Annotated in this window: 17 protein-coding genes and 1 pseudogene; 6 read left to right on the plus strand and 12 right to left on the minus strand. The window is 61.2% G+C overall.

Annotated features, from left to right (window positions below; genetic code table 11):
- Nucleotides 1-10: 10 nt before the first annotated feature.
- From CCGE525_RS30960 to CCGE525_RS31015, 12 genes and pseudogenes are all read right to left on the minus strand, one after another.
- Nucleotides 11-1,399 carry an amidohydrolase family protein gene (locus CCGE525_RS30960; protein WP_120708022.1) on the minus strand — a complete coding sequence of 463 codons (1,389 nt, stop codon included), beginning with the start codon at nt 1,397-1,399 and terminating at the stop codon, nt 11-13.
- A 5-nt stretch (nt 1,400-1,404) separates the two neighbouring features.
- Complete coding sequence (locus tag CCGE525_RS30965) at nt 1,405-2,328, minus strand: LysR family transcriptional regulator (protein ID WP_120708023.1); 924 nt, start codon at nt 2,326-2,328, stop codon at nt 1,405-1,407.
- 35 nt (nt 2,329-2,363) lie between these two features.
- Complete coding sequence (locus tag CCGE525_RS30970) at nt 2,364-3,140, minus strand: enoyl-CoA hydratase-related protein (RefSeq protein WP_120708024.1); 777 nt, start codon at nt 3,138-3,140, stop codon at nt 2,364-2,366.
- Nucleotides 3,137-4,294 (minus strand): CaiB/BaiF CoA transferase family protein, encoded by a 1,158-nt coding sequence (locus CCGE525_RS30975; RefSeq protein WP_120708025.1) that lies wholly within the window; start codon nt 4,292-4,294, stop codon nt 3,137-3,139. The genes CCGE525_RS30970 and CCGE525_RS30975 overlap by 4 nt, the downstream gene beginning before the upstream one ends.
- Nucleotides 4,291-5,649: an FAD-dependent oxidoreductase gene (locus CCGE525_RS30980; protein ID WP_120708026.1), complete on the minus strand. Its 1,359-nt coding sequence runs from the start codon at nt 5,647-5,649 to the stop codon at nt 4,291-4,293. The genes CCGE525_RS30975 and CCGE525_RS30980 overlap by 4 nt, the downstream gene beginning before the upstream one ends.
- Before the next feature lie 26 nt (nt 5,650-5,675).
- Nucleotides 5,676-6,511, minus strand: a pseudogene (locus CCGE525_RS30985) (ABC transporter permease).
- A complete protein-coding gene (locus tag CCGE525_RS30990) occupies nt 6,508-7,320 on the minus strand; it encodes an ABC transporter ATP-binding protein (RefSeq protein ID WP_120708027.1) in 813 nt (270 codons plus the stop codon). The pseudogene CCGE525_RS30985 and the gene CCGE525_RS30990 overlap by 4 nt, the downstream one beginning before the upstream one ends.
- A 6-nt stretch (nt 7,321-7,326) precedes the next feature.
- Nucleotides 7,327-8,361 carry an ABC transporter substrate-binding protein gene (locus CCGE525_RS30995; RefSeq protein WP_120708028.1) on the minus strand — a complete coding sequence of 345 codons (1,035 nt, stop codon included), beginning with the start codon at nt 8,359-8,361 and terminating at the stop codon, nt 7,327-7,329.
- A 242-nt stretch (nt 8,362-8,603) separates the two neighbouring features.
- Nucleotides 8,604-10,403: an adenine deaminase gene (locus tag CCGE525_RS31000; protein ID WP_120708029.1), complete on the minus strand. Its 1,800-nt coding sequence runs from the start codon at nt 10,401-10,403 to the stop codon at nt 8,604-8,606.
- A gap of 18 nt (nt 10,404-10,421) precedes the next feature.
- A complete protein-coding gene (locus tag CCGE525_RS31005; protein WP_120708030.1) occupies nt 10,422-11,054 on the minus strand; it encodes a glutathione S-transferase family protein in 633 nt (210 codons plus the stop codon).
- Nucleotides 11,054-11,716, minus strand: coding sequence for a Rieske (2Fe-2S) protein (locus tag CCGE525_RS31010; protein ID WP_120708031.1), 663 nt, complete (start codon nt 11,714-11,716; stop codon nt 11,054-11,056). Before CCGE525_RS31010 ends, CCGE525_RS31005 begins: the two co-directional genes overlap by 1 nt.
- On the minus strand, nt 11,713-11,949 hold the full coding sequence (locus CCGE525_RS31015; RefSeq protein WP_245472214.1) for a hypothetical protein: 237 nt from the start codon (nt 11,947-11,949) through the stop codon (nt 11,713-11,715). Before CCGE525_RS31015 ends, CCGE525_RS31010 begins: the two co-directional genes overlap by 4 nt.
- Before the next feature lie 249 nt (nt 11,950-12,198).
- Between CCGE525_RS31015 and CCGE525_RS31020 the strand changes: the two genes are divergently transcribed.
- From CCGE525_RS31020 to guaD, 6 genes are all read left to right on the plus strand, one after another.
- Nucleotides 12,199-13,320 (plus strand): BMP family ABC transporter substrate-binding protein, encoded by a 1,122-nt coding sequence (locus tag CCGE525_RS31020; protein ID WP_120708032.1) that lies wholly within the window; start codon nt 12,199-12,201, stop codon nt 13,318-13,320.
- A 77-nt stretch (nt 13,321-13,397) separates the two neighbouring features.
- Nucleotides 13,398-14,972, plus strand: a complete 1,575-nt coding sequence (locus tag CCGE525_RS31025; protein WP_120708033.1) for an ABC transporter ATP-binding protein — start codon at nt 13,398-13,400, stop codon at nt 14,970-14,972.
- A 1-nt stretch (nt 14,973) separates the two neighbouring features.
- Nucleotides 14,974-16,017 carry an ABC transporter permease gene (locus tag CCGE525_RS31030; RefSeq protein WP_120708034.1) on the plus strand — a complete coding sequence of 348 codons (1,044 nt, stop codon included), beginning with the start codon at nt 14,974-14,976 and terminating at the stop codon, nt 16,015-16,017.
- A gap of 15 nt (nt 16,018-16,032) precedes the next feature.
- Nucleotides 16,033-16,968 carry an ABC transporter permease gene (locus CCGE525_RS31035; RefSeq protein WP_120708035.1) on the plus strand — a complete coding sequence of 312 codons (936 nt, stop codon included), beginning with the start codon at nt 16,033-16,035 and terminating at the stop codon, nt 16,966-16,968.
- A gap of 31 nt (nt 16,969-16,999) precedes the next feature.
- Complete coding sequence (locus tag CCGE525_RS31040) at nt 17,000-17,857, plus strand: aromatic ring-hydroxylating oxygenase subunit alpha (protein WP_120708036.1); 858 nt, start codon at nt 17,000-17,002, stop codon at nt 17,855-17,857.
- 14 nt (nt 17,858-17,871) lie between these two features.
- Nucleotides 17,872-19,230, plus strand: coding sequence for a guanine deaminase (gene guaD / locus CCGE525_RS31045; protein ID WP_120708037.1), 1,359 nt, complete (start codon nt 17,872-17,874; stop codon nt 19,228-19,230).
- Nucleotides 19,231-19,238: the final 8 nt, after the last annotated feature.

Here is a 19,238-nt window from a genome sequence, read left to right on the forward strand (position 1 = left end):
ATCGACCTTCTCACGACTGAGTGTAGTAGCGTCGGATTGCGGTAGACAATATTCCGGCGAGCTGTCGTTCGCGCCGAAGGCGGGGCAAGTCGCCCCTCGCCTGCTCGCGCAGTTCCCGCCGCGCGCCCTCAAAATCGACGGAGGTCAGGCGACCGTTCCGCATGATCTCACGCCTGGCGACGAATAGCCCCTTGGCGTAGGCCGATGTCATGCGGGTCAGCAGCACCTCCGCCTCGTCGATATCGTCGAACATGCAATCCGCCGTCAGAGCGTCATAATCGATCACCACAAAATCCTGAGCTGCCGGCGCGTTGACCACCTTGGCGCCGATATGAATGGCGGCATCAAAGATTTGATCGGCGGTGAACTGGCGCGTCAGCTCGCGTCCGCCATGCAGAAGATAGATGAGCCGCATCTCTCGCCAGAGATCCTGATCGTCGTCGAAGCCGGACCCATCGAGGCCGATAGCGAAGGCCGGGCCTTTCTCCGCCACGAGAGGAATCGGTGCGATGCCCGAACGCAGGCGCAGATTGGCCGAGGGATTACTGACGAGCTGCACGCCTCTCTCCGCCAGCAGCTCGCATTCTGCCGGCTGCAACTGTACGCCATGGGCGACCGCCAGCCGTGGCGACAGAAAGCCGATATCATCGAGGTAGCGGACGACACCCTGCGCGAAGCGGCGATCCAGCCACTGCCGCTGCCGGGGGCTTTCCAGAAGATGCATGTGGATGCGCCGGTTGTTGAGCGCGGACGCCTCGGCGATCGCTTCCAGCATGGCGCCGGAGCACCATTGCGGGCCGATCGGTCCGTACTGGACATCGACCATCGGATTGGAATTTGCCGCAGCCACAGCCTCGACGGCGGCGATCTGTTCTGCAATCGGCGCATAGGACGGAATGCTCGGCAACAGGGCCTGCCAGTCATCGTCGCTGAGCAAGGGCTTTAATTTCTCCGGCCCGCCGCCATAGGCCCAGGGATCGAAATCAAGTAATGGACAGGATAGTCCCAAACGAATGCCGACATCCCCCGCAGCGCGGATGACGGCGGAAGCTTCATCGCCGAGCCGGTTGATATTCAGCGAGTTGTGGCAATGCATCGTCGCGCCCACGCCCGTTCGCGCCAGCCGCGCGAACGCCACCAGCGCCTCCAGATAGGCATCTGTCCTCGGTCGCAGGCGCATGCCGGGAATCCAGACCTCCAGGGCGTCGTCGACGGCGCCGAAATCGAGCGTGCGAATGCCGTATCCATGGTCATGGGCGTTGACGGGCGGCGGCATCACCAGATCGCCCGGGCCAAGTGCGAGCGATCCGTCCACTCCTAAGGGAAACCGCGTCGTGCCGTCGAAACGCCCCGCAACCTCGTGGCCGGGACGGAGCAGCAGCCGGGAGGGTGTCGTCATCTTCTTTACCTTTGGATCACGGCATGGATCTTGTCGCTGAACTTCTTCAGCTCGATGCTCATCGACTCGATCACCACTTCAGTCGCATGGGTAAGCTGGCGCTGACGCGGCACGACGATGCCGACCTGCAGATTGTGCAACTGCGAGCCGGCGATGTGTAAAGCAACGACCTCCCCGGCTTCGAGCTCTTCCAGGAGGCCAAGTGGCGTGAAGAAGGCGACGCCCTCGCCTGACAGGATCAATGGCTTCAGCATCATCTGATTGTTCGTCGCGACCAGCGTACGGCCAACACGATTAAGTGCACCGAGCTCGACGGCGATCATCGAGCTCATGACTTCATTGTCGAGCTGCAAAAGCAGCTTGAACTGCGCGCATTCCTGCAGCGTGGCCGATTTCTGCCGCGCCAGCGGATGATTGCGCGACACGATCGCCATCAGCGGCATCGGAATGCCATAGACCAGCTTGATATCATGTGGCCGAGCAAGATCGAAGGTGACGCCGATATCAACGTCGCCTTCCGCTATGAAGCGGAAAATACTGGTGTAGTTGTCGTTGCGAATGCGGAAATCCACCGCCGGGTGCCGCTTGTGGAAGCCCATGACGAATTCCGGCAGGAACTGCACCGCGAGACTGTCGAGCGAGGCGATATGGACCCGGCCGGCGCATTTGCCCTGGAGATCGCCGAGATCGGATTTCATGATCTCGTATTTCAGCAGCGTATCTTTGGCATGCTTCAGGACGATCTCGCCAGCCGCCGTCAGTCGCAGACCGTCGGAAAAACGCTCGAACAAAGGGGTTCCGAGCTCATCCTCCAGCTTCTTGATCTGCCGGCTAACAGCCGAAGTCGCGACATGCAGCTCGTCCGATGCCTTGCGGATCGAGCCCGAACGCGCAACTTCTGCGAAATATTTCAAGATGCTAGCGTGCATGGGAGCCCCTCGATCTGCCGGAAGCTATATCACGCTCATCGTCCCCGCCAAACGGGCGCCCGCTTCTGCTGGAAGGCGGCGACGCCCTCCAACGCGTCCTCGCTCTGCAGCGCCTTGATGAGCGCGGGCGTGCGCAATGCCTGCGCCTCTGCGGGACTCAGGTGACCAGTCCGGTTCACCGTCTGCTTGATCGCCCGCAGCGATAGCGGCGCGCAGGCAACGATATCGGCAACCCAGCGGTCGACGGCCGTATCGAGTTCAACCACCGGAACAACCTCGTTCACGACTCCGAACCCTGCCATCTCGGAGGCGCTGAACTGCCGCCCCGTCAGCATGACGGCCATTGCACGATTGAAGGCGATCTTTCGCTGCAAAAGCACCATGCCGCCATCCAGCGGCATGCGCCCGACTCGGGCTTCCGGCAGGCCAAAGCGCGCCGTCTCCGCCGCAATGACGATGTCGCAGCCAAGCACCATCTCAAAGCCGCCGCCAAGCGCAAATCCGTTGACGCGGGCAATGATCGGCACATCGAGAGATCGGCGAAACGCCAACCCACCGAAGCCGTTCACCCGGCTCGCCGCCCAATAGTCGAGGCCGGAGCTGTCGCTTCCGCCCTTCAGATCGGCGCCGGCGCAAAAGGCTCTTTCGCCGGCTCCGGTCAGGACGACGCAACTGATGTCGTCGCGCCCTTCGATCTCGCGCCAGATCGTCTCCAGCTCCTGCTCCGTCGCGGCGTCGACCGCATTCATGCGGTCGGGACGATCCAGGGTGACACGGGCGACACGATCTTCGACGGAAAAGCCGACGCTCATGCCGCATCTCCCTGCAGCCTGCCGAGCGACGCGAGGATTTCGTCATTGTGCTGGCCGAGCTGCGGCGGTGCAATGCGCACCTTCACCTGCGCCGCCGACATGTCGATCGGCGAGCCGATGAGGCGGATCGGTCCGGCCGCCGTTTCGCCGGCTTCCAGGATCATCTTGTTGATGATCGTCTGCTCGTCCCTCAGCGCCTCGGGAAGCGAACGCACGGGCGCGCAGAGGATATCGACGCCTTCCAGCCGCTCCAGCCAATGAGCGGTCGTGTTCTTCGCGAAATTGTCGCGGAAAATCGCCTGCAACTCCGGCCGCCGCGCCATTTGCGCGTCGAAATCCTTGTAATGCGGAAATTGCGACAGATCCTCGATTTCCAGCGCAGTGCAGATATCCTGCAACGGGTTCTGCTTGAAGGCACCGACCATGACAATGGCGCTATCGGTGGTTTCGAACACGCCGGTCAGCGGGAAGGCGCCCCAATTGAGGTCTCTTTGACGCATCAGATGCGTCGTCCCCTCCTGCATCTGCATGGCGAGCATGGAATTATACAGGCTGACTGCCACCTGCTGGCCTTCGCCGGTCTTGTCGCGCTGCAGGAGCGCCAAAAGAATGCCCTGAACCAGATGCATGCCGGCCGAATAATCGGCAAGCGGCGTGGCATAGATCGAGGTCGGATGACTGCTGTCCGACTTGCGGCGCATCACGCCTGAGACGGCCTGCGCCAACACGTCTTGGCCGCCTTTGTGCTGATAGGGGCCGGTCAGGCCGAAACCGGTGCCGACGGCATAGATCAGCCGCTTGTTGATCTTCTTCAGATCCTCGAAGCCGAAACCCATGCGCTCCATCACACCCGGGCGGAAGTTGTTGACGACCACGTCGGCCGTTTCCAGCAGCGTGAGCACGGTATCGCGCGCCTCCGGCTGCTTGAGGTCGAGCGCCAGGCTCTTCTTGTTGCGGTTCAACGAGCAAAAAACCGGATTGTTGAGGCCGTCCGGATCGGAGCCGAGCGACCATCGAGAGAGATCGCCGATACGTTCCTTCTCGACCTTGATGACTTCGGCGCCGTAGTCGGCCAACACCTGCGTGCAGGACGGTCCCAGCATGACCTGGGTGAAATCGATGACACGAATGCCGTCGAGGGGAAGAGTGGTCATTCTGCGGCCTCCAGATAGGTAGCATTTTCGGACGGTACGTCGCCGGGATCGGCACCCTGCGCCCGCATTTGTTTCTGAATTGCCTTGACGTCCGCCTTGCGTACCGTCGTGCCGGCATTGAGCGCGACAACGGCGGCAACGCCCGCGGCCTCACCCATCGCCATGCAGGGCGGAATTTCGCGGCTGGATTTCTGCGCCTGCGGCGTTGCCGAGTAATGGCGGCCGGCGACGATCAACTGGTCGATCTCCTTCGGCAGCATCGCCCGATAAGGCGTGTAGTAGTCTCGGCCGCGACAGACGGTGTCGGCGAAATGCCGCCTGGTCATCACATCGTCTTTCGTCACGACATAGTCGCCCTCCAGAAGCCGGGTTTGGCGCACACCGGTCTGCGGAGCGAAATCGACGACATAGGCATTCTCAAAGCCCGGCATCTTTTCACGCGCGAAGTCCAGCAGGCGAGCAATGCGGGCTCGTCCCTCTAGCTCCGCCTGGGTCAAGTCCTCGACCTTAAGGCCGCTCAATTTTGGCATGTGCGGGCAATTGAGCCAAACGACGCCAGGCAGCGGCGTCTTCAGCCACCAGAAGGACCAGCACCCACCGATCAGACGCTTGGCCTCATGGTCGACCAATTTGAACGCCTCGGGGTCTTCGCGCTCAAAGCGCTCCGCCGCATCAGTGTCGACGCCGCCCCAGCGAGAAACCGTCGTCAGGATAAAATTGGATTCGACATGCGAAGCACCGGCGCTGGCGGCGACGTCAAGATCACCCGTGGTATCGATGACGACATCTCCAAGGATTGCTTCCATGCCCGCCTTGGTCTGGCAGATCACGCCCTTGATCGTCTTGTCTTCGACGATCGCGGAGGAGAACCAGCTATGGGTTCTGAGCTTGACGCCGGCAAGAGCCAGAATGTCATAGGAGGCACGCTTGAAGGCGTCAGGGTCGAAGGCTGCGGAAAAGCAGATCGGATGCGGCATAGATGGCGTGTGGAAATCGAATAGTCCCCAGCGCGCCCAGCGCTGCCATGCTTCCGGCGTGTCGCGGAATTCGATCAGGCGGTCGCGGTCCGTGGGCGTAACGCACAAACCCCAGGCCTTCATGCGCTCGATCATTTCCATGCAGATGCCGCGCACGGTGATTTCGAGCTCGTTGATCATATCGTCGAGCACCAGCACCATACCGCCGGCGGCGAGACCGCCGACATAGGGATAGCGCTCGAGCAAGGTCACGCTGGCGCCATTGCGGGCCGCCGATACTGCTGCCGAAATTCCGGCAGGTCCGCCGCCGACCACGACGACGTCAGAGCGGTCGACCACTTTGATGTCGCGCGCAGGCTGATGGATTGTCTCAATCACTGTCGCTTCCTCCTAGTTGCGCGTGCTCAATGCGATCCAGCCGGCTTCCAGCGCACCACCTTTGCCTCGACGACCGAGACAAGGGCAAAGAGGATCACCGCCAGAAGGGCTGCAATCACAACGGTTGCGTAGAGAAGCGGCGAGCGGAAATTGTAGGTGGCCTCGATGATCAGCGCGCCGAGGCCGAAACTCGAGCCGATCCATTCGGCAACGATAGCCCCCATGACACTGCTGGTTGCCGCGATCTTCAAGGCGGCGAACAGGAATGGCAGCGAGCTCGGAAACCGTACTTTCCAGAGGATCTCCGTATTGGTGGCGGACAGGACCCGCATCAGGTCGAGCATGGCGGGACTGGCCGCCCTTAACCCTTGGACCATGTTGACCAGCGTTGGGAAGAAACAGATCAGGCCAGCAATGATGATCTTCGGTGCCAGCCCATTGCCGAAGATCAGCACGAGGATCGGCGCAAGCGCGATGATCGGGATCGCCTTGATGAAGACGGCGATCGGGTAAAATGCCTTTTCCGCCGTCGTGCTATGCACGAACCAGACCGCCAGCAGGATGGCGACGAGATTGCCGAACAGGAAGCCGAGGGCGGCCTCAAGCAGGGTTGGCAGGAAATTCCGCCATAACGTTGGTGCATTGTCACGGAATGCGAACACGACATCGGCCGGACTCGGCGCCATAAAGGTTGGGATCTTGAAGATCCAGATCACCAATTGCCAGAGCACGACGAGGCCGAGACCAGCCAAATCGCCGGCAGGTTCTTCGACAAGGTGCCAACGGTGGCGTCGAGGATAGCGACCTTGCGCGGCGTGGATGCGGGCCCGGATCGGGCTCCGGAAGAGACCACATTGCTCATAGGCATTCCTCCAGCAGAGCGCGCAAATGCGCCGTCACCTGAATGAATTCCACCGTATCCCGCATGGCGAGCGACCGCGGATACGGAAGATCGACCTTCATGAACTCCTTCACCCGGCCGGGATGTGTCTGAAGCATCAGCACATGCTGGCCAAGGAAAGCCGCTTCGGGGATGGAGTGAGTGACGAAGACGATCGTCGTGCCCGTCTCCTGCCACAGCCGCAGCAGTTCCTCGTTCAGCTTGTCGCGGGTGATCTCGTCAAGCGCGCCGAAGGGCTCATCCATCAGCAGGATGCGCGGGCGGGTGACCAGCGCCCGGGCGATGGCGACTCGCTGGCGCATGCCGCCCGAAAGCTCGTGCGGCAAAGCGTTTTCGCGCCCCTTGAGACCAACCATCGCCAGCAGTTCCGCCGGATCGGCAAAGGAGCCGGCGGCATGCTTGCCGACCTCGATCGGTAGGCGAACATTGTCGATGACGCTGCGCCAGGGCAATAGAGTGGCATCCTGGAACACGAAGGCGAAATCGCGACCTTCGCGAGCCTCGCGCGGCGAGCGCCCGAGCACCGAGATCGAACCGCCACTGATGTGCACGAGATCGGCAATGCAGCGTAGCAGGGTCGACTTTCCGCAACCCGAGGGGCCGAGCATCGTCACGAACGCCCCCTCGGGGATATTCACCGACACGTTGGAAAGAGCGGTGATCTCGTTGTCCTTGTCGCCAAAGCGGATGTCCAGATTGGCGACGGATACGGCGAGCGGCGATCCGGCTGGCTGCGGATCTGGCCGTTTGATAGTGGCAGCGGCAGTCATGGCCGTTCACCCGACCTGCTTGCGGATGTCGGCCGTCGCATCAAGAATGGCGAAGCTCGTGACATCATCGACGGTCGGAACCGTCCCCGTGAACTGCTTGAGGTCGGCATAGGCCTTGATCTGCGCTGCCCAGTTTTCCCTGTTCATTGCACCCCAGCCGAATTGCTTGGTGGTGTCGCCGAAGGAGAATTTCGCGATCGGCCCGACAGCTTTGAGTTCACTCGCCTTGTCGAGATTCGGATAGGTCTCGACCAGCATGTCGACGGCTTCTTCCGGATGGTCGCGGACATAGCCCCAGCCCTTGGCCGCTGCGGTGGTGAAGCGCACCAGCACGTCGGCGTGTTTGTCGAGCTGTTCGTCGGTGGTGTAGTAGACGTTAGCGTAGAGCTGTAGCCCGGCGTCCCAGAGCATCATGTCGACGCGGTCGTCACCCAGGACCGACAGGGCATTGGTGTTGGTGACCCAGCCGGTGACGGCGTCAGCTTGGCCAGTCAGGAGCTGGTTCATGTCCGAGCCCATATTGACCATCTTGACCTGATCCTCGGCGATGCCGTTCTTGGCAAGCAGCGCGCGAAGCAGGATGAAGGCCGTCGGTTGCGTGGCGATCGTCTTGCCGATCATGTCCTTCGGCTCACGGATCGGTGCCTTCTTCAGCGAAAAATACGTAAAGGGATGTTTCTGGAAGCCGGCGATGAAGGCTTTAACCGGAATGCCGGCCGAACGCGCCAGCATCACCGATGGGCTGGAAGAGATTTGCCCGAGGGTCGATTGCCCCGCCGCGACACCGGCCACACCATCGACATTCGGACCTCCCGGAACGATCTCCAGCTCGACGCCCTGCTCCTTGAAGAAACCCTTCTTCTGCGCGACGACTTCGCCGATCACGCCGTTGGACACCAGCCAACCCAGTTGCATTTTCACCTGTGCGACGTCCTGAGCAAGGCCCGCACGTACACCGATCAGGGTCTGTGCTGCGGCTAAGCCGCCCACCGTTGCGACATTGGACATGAAGCGACGTCGGTTCATCATGAAATGAGACATAATAGTTCCCCTATTTGTTCCCGCGGCCCGACTTATCGTCGTGTACCGCTGCTCATTTGCCGAATGCCAAGGAGGATGAGGAATTTTGGCGTTCTAATAAAGAACAATTATTCGCTAAATGAATTGCCAAAAAGGCAACACTAGCGATGAGTGGTTGCTCTTGGTGAATACGAACGCCTCACCCGGCATCGTGTTGGAAGATAGTTGTAGTGCCTGGCAAGGACGCCAGGCACCACCAAGTGTCAGACCGACTCGAACAGCGGCACGATCTCCATTTCCGGCACGAGCACCAACCCTTTATCGGTGATACGGATTTCCGGAATGACGGAGAGCGGGATCAGATTGAAGCCCATATAGGCGATGGTGCAGCCGGCCTTTTCCCATTCGACCTTCAGCGCTTTCACCTCTTCGGCGACCTCGTGTACGCGTTTGTCGGAGAGTAGACCGGCGATCGGCAACGGCACCATGGCCGTCGCCTCGCCGTCCATGACGACGCAGACGCCGCCCTGTTTGGCTGCGATCGCATCGAGCGCGATCTGCATGTCTGCCTCGTTGGTGCCGGCAACGATGATGTTGTGGCTGTCATGGCCGACAGAGGAGGCCACCGCCCCTTTCTTCAATCCGAAGCTGTTCAAAAGACCATGGGCGACATTGCCGGCCGACTTGCCGTGGCGCTCGACCACCGTGACGAAGCAAAGGCCATGACGATCGAAATGCGTCTGCCAATCATTGGCCGGTTCGAGTTCCACCGTGACATGGCCGAGCGTAATGCCCGGCAATTCGGTCTTGATCGTATGGGCGATCACCGGTCCGGTCGGCAATTCCGGCGTCAGTTTCAGGTTTCGCGGCAGTTTCACCGTGTGATAGGCCGCTTCGGGATAGCGATAGGGGTTGGACAGTGCGGCATCGAGAACCGGCATAATCTTGCGGTCGTCGACCACCAGCTCGCCGCCATACCAGGTGCTGACAGGCTTCAGATCGTAGGTCAGCAGCACGAGATCGGCGCGGCGCCCGCCGCCGAGACCGCCGATTTCGTGCTCCATGCCAAAGCGTGTCGCGCCATGTAGAGAGCCCATTGACCAGGCCTGTTCCGGCTTCATGCCGGCCTTAACCGCTTCGCGCGTCACCCAATCGAGACCGAAGAGCAGCAAGTCTTCGGCATCGCGGTCATCGGTGCAGACGGCAATGCGCTTATGGGAGGAGTCAAGCTCGGTGATGGTCTTGATCGCATGCGGCAGGCTATGCCACGGCGTCGTCGGCGGGCCGCCACGCAGAAATAGCCAGATGCCGGCCTCCAGCAGATCGTCGGCGATCTCTCGATCAATCGCTTCATGTGTATCGGTCACGCCCGACGCAGCATAGGCCGCGACGAATTCCCGACCGTAGACATGGCCCGAGACCGGTCGCCCGCGCTCAAGCGCCGCTGCCAGAATGGCATGGCTGCGCTCGTCACCCATCGCCACCTGCACGAAGTCCATCTTCTCGCCAAGCGCAAGAGCCTCCGGCCATTTGTCGAACAGAGCCGCGATCTTCTCCGGCGCCAGATCGCCGCCGGCCGTTTCCAGCTTCAACGAAGTAGCCGGCACCGTGCTCGGCACGGTCAGGAAGATCGACAGCGGTGCATGACGTGCATCTTCCAACATTGCCTCGATACCGGCGACATCCATGACGTTGCCGATCTCGTGACTGTCGCAGAAGATCGTCGTCGTGCCGTTCAGAAGCGCTGCCTCGGCATAGGCGCAGGCAGTCACCATGCTGGATTCGATGTGGATGTGGGGGTCGACGAGACCGGGCGCGATGATACCGCCCTTGGCGTCATAGAGTTTAGCGCCGCCACCTCTGTAGTTGCCGGCCGGCTTGACCGCGGCAATACGGCCTCCGGAAATCCAGACTTCTTTGCCGGCAAGAATGCGTTCGGAATAGGTCGACAGCACGCGCGCGTCCTGGATCACCAGATCGGGCTCCCGGCGGGCAAAGGCGACGTCGGCGAGCGTCCGCGTCATGGTCGAGAGCGGCTTGACGGAAAAGCGTGTGAGCGTCATCGGATATCCACCTCAAAATCAATGATAATCGGGAATGCCGGGCATGGTGCGGAAGCCGTCGATGGCACGGAAACGGCGCAGCCACCGACGCAGGGCCGGATAGTCGTCATGATCGATGCCGTAATCGCGGCTCAGCGCAAAGGACGGAAACAGCGTCAGGTCCGCGAGCGTCGGGCCATTGCCGACGAACCACTCGAAGCCATCGAAATGGCGAAGCGTCATGTGGTCGTCCATGATACGGAAAGCCTTGCGGGCGTCGGCGCGCAGGGCGGCCTCATCGCCCGGTGTATCAAAGAGCGATTGCAGGCGCGCGGCGACAGCAGCTGCGAGTGCCGTCGCGGAAAAATGCAGCCACATCGTCGTGAGGCCGAATTCAGCCGCGTCCTCCGGCAGCCAACGCCGCGTCGGGTCGTAGGCCTTGGCCAGATAGGCGAGAATCGTCTCGCTGCCGCGCAATGCCAGATCGCCGTCGGTCAGCACCGGCATGGTGCCCAAGGGATTAAGCGCCAGCATAGCCGGCTTGCTTTCCTCCTTACCCGGAAACATGTCGATGGCGGTCGTCTTATGGGCGAGCCCAAGCATGGAGAGCAGCAAGCGAATGCGATAGCTTCCCTCGTCCATTTCGTAGTTGTAGAGCGTAATCTCCGCCATCAAGCGACCTCAGCCGTCTGTTCGAGGTCGAAGCGAAGACCTTCGGCCCATTGCGCGTAACGCTTCTGTTTGGCGCCCGCATTGATCGCCGGCGAGCCGAGAATGACGATGTGGATGGTTGTCTTCTTCGGCGAAATGACCTGAACCGCGATCAGCAACCTGTCGTCCCCGGCCTGCAATATGCCGGCATTCCCGATGAAACTGCTCATTCCCATTTTCGCGAATGAGGCATGAACTTCCTCTGCCCCACGCTCGATATAGAGGCTGCGAATCGGCGTAATTCCCGTCGCAGCATCGATGTTCGGCAATGACACTTCTGAAGCTCTCGTCGCCCAGATGATCCCGTATTTTTCGGTGGTCGAATAGGTCGGCACCTTGATCGTCTGCGGCACATCCAGGGTCGGATGCGCGGGAATGTAGCGACATTGCCCTGCGGTATCATACTGCCAGCCGTGATATAGGCAGGCGATGTGATCGCCTCGGACGAAGCCGAAGCTCATGCGCATGCCGCGATGCGGGCAGCGATCCTCCCAGACATGCGCGTTGCCGCTATTGTCACGCCAGACGACGATCTCGCTGCCGTCGACGACCGCGCCTGCCGATGTCCCCGGCTCGATCGACGACGACAGAGCGACAGGCGCCCATCCTGCTTCCAATTTCATATGTCACTCCGCTCAATATCGAGAATGATGCAGTCGTAGGGCCCGAGGCTGCAGGCCATTTCGAAGGCGTCGACAAGATCGTTCTGCCCTTTGACCGCGAGCGTCGCCGACGTCGCGTCACAGGCTTCCATCTCGATGTCCAGATCCAGCCGATGCGCACGATGCAGCGCGAATTCGATGAAACTGTCGCACACCATCTGCCCCCTGAAGATAAACCGCGCCCGTTCGGTCATGCCGCTGAATTTCCGTTCGCCTCACCCACTCTCCGCCTTGCGCATCAAAATTGCTCACTATGCATAAAAAATATACATGCTTCCGTTTTAGGCATTCTAGACGTTCTCTCCTTGAGAATTCAAGAGACTTTCCGGAGCTTGCGAACACGCAGCGTCGGCAAAGCGCCCGATCCGTCCGCTGCAACTGGCATAATTGTTGCGTCGATAAGATCACGGCGCGTTCGCCGCGCCAAACCAAAAGGGGACCCCATGATTGACTTGCGTTCGCTTTCCCGTCGCGGATTTCTAAACATGAGCGCCGCCGGCGCGGCGGCTCTGATGCTGCCCGCTGGCCTTGCCAGCCCGGCGCGGGCGGCTGCTTCATTCTCAGCGATCAAGGAAGAGGATGCGATCGTCGGCTTTGGCCATGTCGGTCCGATTTCAGACGAAGGCTGGACCTGGGCGCATCACCAGGGCCTGCTTGCGGTCAAAGCCGCCTATCCGAAGCTCAAGAAGATCCTCGAAGTGGAGAACATCCCCTATTCGGCCGACGCGACGCGCACCTATCGTCAGTTTGTCAGCGAAGGCGCCAACATCATTTTCGACACCTCTTCGAATGGCGACTTCCTGCATGCCGTCGTCAAGCAGGCGCCTGGCGTCACCTTCCTGGAGTGTGACGGTCGCGTCAATATGGACAATCTCGGCTGGTATTACCTGGCGCATTGGTATCCGACCTATGTCATCGGTGTTGCGGCCGGCCATCTGGCGAAGTCCGGCAAGCTCGGCTACGTGGCCTCCTTCCCAGTGGCATCAGTTTTTGCCTCCACCAACGCCTTCCTGATGGGCGCCCGATCCGTCAATCCGAATGCGACGCTGCAGACGATCGCCATCAATTCGTGGTTCGATCCGCAGGCAGCGACGCAGGCGGGCACCGCGCTCATCGACAACGGCTGTGACTTCCTGTTCGGCATCATGGACGAAGCCGGTTACCTGCAAGTCGCTGAAAAGCGCGGCGTCTGGGCCGCCATGTGGAACACCGATATCCGCCGCTACGGCCCGAATTCCTATGTCTCATCCGTCCTCATCGACTTCAACAAATTCTACATCGATCAAGTCGGCAAGCGCCTTGCAGGTACCTGGACGCCGGGCGATACCTTGTTTGCAATGGGCTCCGGCGTCGACCGTGACAAATGGGGCGAGAAGGTTCCGGCCGATGTCGCCGCTGCCGCCGATGCGGTGCGCGACAAGATCATGGGCGGCTGGTCGCCCTTCACTGGCGAGATCAAGGATTCGAGCGGCAAGGTTCGTATCGCCGCCGGCCAGACGATGACGGATAACGACCTCTACAATTGGGATTGGTCGGTCGAGGGCGTCACCGGTCTGAGCGCCTGACCGATACATCATCGCCAACAGAACCGGGCCGGTGTATCCGGCCGGGTTCGCTCTTCATCACATCTTGGTGCCCTTCAATGACTGAAACCGCGCCTTCCTTTTCCGCCCCGCCGGGTACGCCGCCGCTGGTCCAGCTCAGGGGCATCGCGAAATATTTTCCGGGTGTCATCGCCAACGAAGATGTCAATCTCGATGTTCTGCCGGGCGAAATCCATGCACTGCTTGGAGAGAACGGCGCGGGCAAATCGACGCTGATGAATATCCTGACCGGTATTTATCAGCCCGATGCCGGCGAGATCATCATCGACGGCTACGCCCAGCAATTCGCAACTCCACTTCAGGCGATCGCCGCCGGCATCGGCATGGTGCACCAGCATTTCAAGCTGGTGCAAGCCTTCACCGTCGCCGAGAACATTCATCTCGGCTGGTCGGAAACACCGCGCCGCGCATCGGCGCAGGTTCTGGAGGCCCGCGCGGCGGCGTTGGCAACAAAGTTCAATCTGCAGACACGGCCCGGCGCCCGCATCAGCGATCTTTCCACCGGCGAACAGCAGCGCGTCGAAATCCTGCGCGTGTTGGCAAGGCAGGCGCGCGTCCTTATTCTGGATGAGCCGACGGCGGTGCTGACGCCCGTTGAGGCCCGCGAGCTGTTCAAGGCGCTGCGCGACTTCGTGAGGGAAGGCAGTGCCATCATCTTCATCAGCCACAAGCTCGATGAAGTGCTGGAAATTTCCGACCGCATCAGCATTCTGCGCGGTGGCCGCAAGATCGCCACGGAAAAGACGGCTGACTGCAATCCACTCATGCTTGCCAAATTGATGGTGGGCCGCGATATCGTCCTCGCCGACATGCGGCAACGGGCAGCAGGTGCTGCGCCCATCTCGCCGGAACCGGTATTGAGCGTCAAGGAGGTCTCCGCGCTCAACGACGCCGGCGATGAGGCATTGCATGCCGTGTCGCTGCAGGTTCATGCGGGCGAAATTCTCGGCATTGCCGGCGTCGCGGGCAATGGCCAGCGCGAACTCAGCCAGGTACTCGCAGGCATGCGACCGGTCAGCGGTGGCCGCATCCTTATCGAGGGAACGCCGGTCGAGCGTAGCAACGCCGCAGATTTCGTCGAGCGCGGCATCGGCCATATTCCCGAAGACCGGCTGCATAGCGGCCTTGCGCCTGCGCGCAGCATCATCATCAACGCCGTCATGCGCGAATATAAGAAGCCGCCGGTTTCTTCAGGCGGCGTCTACCGCCCGGGCGCGGCGGCGGCACTTGCCAAGGAGATCGCCGCAGCGGCTGATGTCGCAATTCCGGATTTCGGCATGCCCATTCGCAACCTCTCGGGTGGAAACCAGCAACGCCTCGTCGCGCGGCGCGAGATGCGTATCGCAAACAAGGTGCTGATCGCCGCCTATCCGAGCCGCGGACTCGATGTCGGCGCCATCAATACTATGCTGCGCTATATCGTCGAGCTGCGCGATGCCGGCGCCGGCATCGTGTTGATCTCCGAGGAGCTTGAGGAGCTGCTGAATCTCTCGGACCGTATCGCGGTTCTCTACGAAGGTCGGATCATGGGGATCGTCGACAACGACAAGGCCGACATCGACCGGATCGGCCTGCTGATGGGCGGCCGGGCCCATATGCGCGAGGTTGCCTGAAATGGCTGCATCCTGGCGTCTTCAGCGTTTGCCCTCCGCCTCGCCCGCCATCGCCTTTGCCGCGCGCATTGCTGCTATCCTGCTGGCGCTCGTCTTCACTGGCATTGTCCTGGCTATCACCGGTGCCAACCCGCTTGAGCTCGCCTCGGAAGTGATCGACTCGAGCTTCGGGTCAAGCTTCGGCCTTCAGGATCTAGGTGTTCTTCTGATACCGCTGATATTGACGGGCCTCTCCGTCGCTGTCGGCCAGCAGATCGGCGTCTGGAACATCGGCGCGGAGGGTCAATTCTATGCCGGCGCTTTTGCGGCCGCGGCGGTCGGTCTCTTCGTGCCGGGACCGCCGGTCGTGATCCTGCCGCTAATGTTCTTGGCCGGCCTCATCGGCGGCGCGGTCTGGATCCTTATCCCGACGCTTGCCCGCGCCTATGCTGATGTCAACGAGCTGATCACGACACTGCTGCTGAACTTCGTCGCCATCCTGCTGGTATATTACGTCTCGACAAGTGCCTGGCGCGATCGGACGGCGAATTCGGCGACGGCAAGACTATCGGCGGAGATCCCCGAACTATGGGGTTCGGTGCATTGGGGCTTTCCGGTCGCCATTCTCACCGCCTTCGTCGTCGCCGGCATCCTCGCCTTTTCGCGCTGGGGCTATGAGGTCCGCCTGGTGGGCTCAAATTCGTCCGCCGCACATTATGCCGGCATGCCGGCCCGTCGCCATCTGATCACCGTCATGCTGCTGTCCGGTGCGACAGCCGGATTGGCCGGCATGCTGGAGATCGCCGGCACGGTGCACCGGCTACAGGGCGGTATCTCCAACAATTACGGCTATCTCGGCATCATGGTCGCAGTTCTGGCGCGCAATTCCGCGATCGGCGTCATATTTTCCGCCGCGTTTATGGCCTTCATCCTCAATTCCGGCATCATTCTGCAGACCCAGGGGCTGACCACTTCGGCCGTGCTTGCCATCACCGGTCTTATCCTGTTCCTGACGGCGGTCGGCGACGAACTCGCCCATTACCGCTTTGCCCGTGACAAGGCTTAAGGGGAGAAAGAGATCATGGAGCTTCTGACGGGCCTTCTCACCACAGCCTTCCTCGCCGGCGGCGTCCTGTCCCTCGCCGCCCTCGGCGAAGTGTTGGCCGAACGCGTCGGTGTCGTCAATCTCGGCGTCGAGGGCCTGATGGCGATGGGGGCGCTGACGGCGATCGCAGCAACGACGTCCTTTCCTTCACCCATTTTCGGCTTCCTCGCCGCGCTTCTGGTTGGCGCGGTCTTCGGCATGCTGTTTGCTCTCGCCACGGTCTTGTTGCGTGCCAACCAGGTGCTCTGCGGCCTGGCGCTGACGCTGATGGGCAACGGCATCGCTTCCAGCTTCGGCCGGGCCTATTCCGGCATGCCGTCGCGCGCCACCTTCTCCGGTGTCGAAATTCCACTATTGAGCGACGTTCCCATACTCGGCAAAGCCTTCTTTTCGCAGAATATCCTCGTCTATCTCATCTACATCGTCCTGCCGGTGGCGCTGAGCTACATCATGTTCCGCACCCGCCATGGGCTCAACCTGCGCGCGGTCGGCGAAAATCCTGCCGCCGCCGATGCTGCCGGCATTCCGGTCAATCTCATCCGCTTCGCCTATGTCACGGCCGGTTCGGCGCTTGCGGCCGGAGCCGGCGCCTACCTGACACTCGCCTTTGTGCCCTCCTGGTCCGACGGCGTCGTTGCCGGCCGCGGCTGGATCGCGGTGGCGCTGGTGATCTTCGCCGGCTACCGGCCCATCCCGGCCGTCCTTTCGGGCCTGCTCTTCGGCCTCATCACAGCGATCGGTTTCGTCGGCCAGGCGCGCGGCTGGCCGATCGCGCCGGCCTTCCTCTCCATGCTGCCCTATCTCGGCACCATGGCCTTCATCATCGTGCCGGTACTTGCCTGGCAGCGCATGCGCAGTATCATGGCCGCACCCGCCGCAATCGGTCTGCCCTACTATCGCGATGTCCGTTAAACTGAACCGAGAGACGGGAAAGAGAGCGTCCATGAGCCAATGTTCCGACAAAGCAGCCCTCGACCAATGGTATGCCCTCGAAACTGAAAATGAGATTCCGTTCGGGACCTCTGCGAACCGCCTGCTCGGTACCAATCTCACGGTCACGCGGGATCCGGACGGCGAGCTCGTCGTGAAAGCTGACAGCCAGGAAGAGTCGCTGCCGCTGATCAAGCGCTTCGGCCTCGTCTGGACCACGCTCGGGACGCCGCCGGGCGGCCTTTTCGAGCTTCCCGAGGCCGACGAGCCGGACCGGCGCGTCGTCAATTGCGGCACGGTCGCGGTGCGCGCTTCCGGGCTCAGGATTGTCGAGAATTTCCTCGATCTGGCGCATTTTCCCTTCGTCCACACCGATATTCTCGGCGCCGAGCCGCACACCGAGGTGACGCACTACAATGTCGAGATTCGCCGCGATGTCGACGAGGTCTGGGCGACCAATTGCCAGTTCTTTCAGCCACAAGCGGCTCTTTCGGCCAGCGAAGGCATCATGACCGATTATATCTATCGCGTCATGACGCCATTCACGACCCTGCTCTACAAGACCTGCCCCAATGCGGAGAACCGCTGGGATGTGATCTGTCTCTTCGTGCAGCCGCTCGATCCCGATCGCTGCCGCGCCCATCCCGTGATGTTCCTGATCGACGATGTCTCGACGACGACGGAACTCGTGCATTTCCAGCAGTTGATCTTCCTGCAGGACCGTATCATCTTGGAAAACCAGCGCCCGGTTCTGCTGCCGATGGAAGCGCGCGCCGAGATCCCGACCCGCGCCGACGCCACCTCAATCGCCTATCGCCGCTGGTTGAAGGAGAAGGGTATCACCTACGGCACGACGATCATGGCTGCCTGAGAAGAGGCACACTCATGGATCTGCGCAACAAGACGCTCAGCGCGTCGGGATTTCATTCGCCCGAACGCGGCACCATCAACGTTCTGGACGATGTGCTAATCGAGATCGATGCTCAGGGCGCAATCATCGCCGTTCACCGTCACGGCGACCCGAACTACCGTGCCATTCGTGACGCACGCGACGCCTCCGGCGAACTCGTGATCTTCCCCGCCGGATGCTACATCCTGCCCGGCTTCGTCGATCTGCATGTCCACGCGCCGCAATATCCCCAGCTCGGCGATGCGCTCGATGTCGCTTTAGAAGTCTGGCTGCAGAAATATACCTTTCCGCTCGAGGCGCGCTATCAGGACGCCGCCTTCGCGCGCCGCATCTATGGTCTGCTGGTTGACGATCTGCTTGCTAGCGGCACAACCACGGCGCTTTATTTCGCCACCATCCATCAGGAGGCGACGCGGGCGCTGGTCGATATCTGTCTGGAAAAAGGCCAGCGCGCCCTGATCGGCAAGGTAGCGATGGATAATGCCGATGAGTGTCCGGAGTACTACCGCGACCTCTCGACGGAAGAGGCGCTCGACGGCACACGAGCGTTGATCGACTATGTGCGTGGACATCCAGACAATGGCGAAGGGCGCGTTTTGCCCGTCGTCACGCCGCGCTTCATCCCCTCCTGCACCGATGCGACACTTGAAGGCCTTGGCGCTGTCGCGAAGGAATGCGGCTGCCATGTGCAGACCCATTGCTCGGAAAGCGACTGGGCGCATGGCTATGTCCTTGCAAGACATGGCATGACGGATACAGACAGCCTAGATCGCTTCGGCTTGCTTGGCCGCAAGACGGTTTTGGCGCATGCGAATTTCCTGACCGCGAAGGATATGGAAACGGTCCGTGTGCGTGAGGCCGCCGTCGCTCATTGCCCGCTTTCGAATGCCTATTTCGCAAATGCCGTCTTTCCATTGCGCGCCGCGCTCGAGAAGCGGCTGCATGTCGGTCTCGGCACGGACATTTCGGGTGGCCCGAGCGCTTCGATGCTCGAGAATGCCCGTGGCGCAATTCTGGCGTCGCGAATGCTGCAAAGCGGCGTCGACCCGAACTTGCCGGCAGCGGCCCGCTCGACATTCGGCCCGGCCCAGATCGATTTTCGCGATGCCTTCCATATCGCGACTGCAGGCGGCGGCATCGCGCTCGATCTTCCGATCGGGCAATTCACGCCCGGCTATCAGTTTGACGCCGTACTCATCGATGCCGATGCCGAGAAAGGCACGGTGCGGCTATTCGAAGACCGCGACAAGGGCGAGCGTATCCTGCAGAAAATCATCTACACCGCGTCGAGGCCAAACATCGCAGCCACTTGGGTCGGTGGCCGCAAGGTTTGAGAGCGGCG

It is taken from the genome of Rhizobium jaguaris (assembly GCF_003627755.1).
Taxonomy (GTDB): Bacteria; Pseudomonadota; Alphaproteobacteria; order Rhizobiales; family Rhizobiaceae; genus Rhizobium; species Rhizobium jaguaris.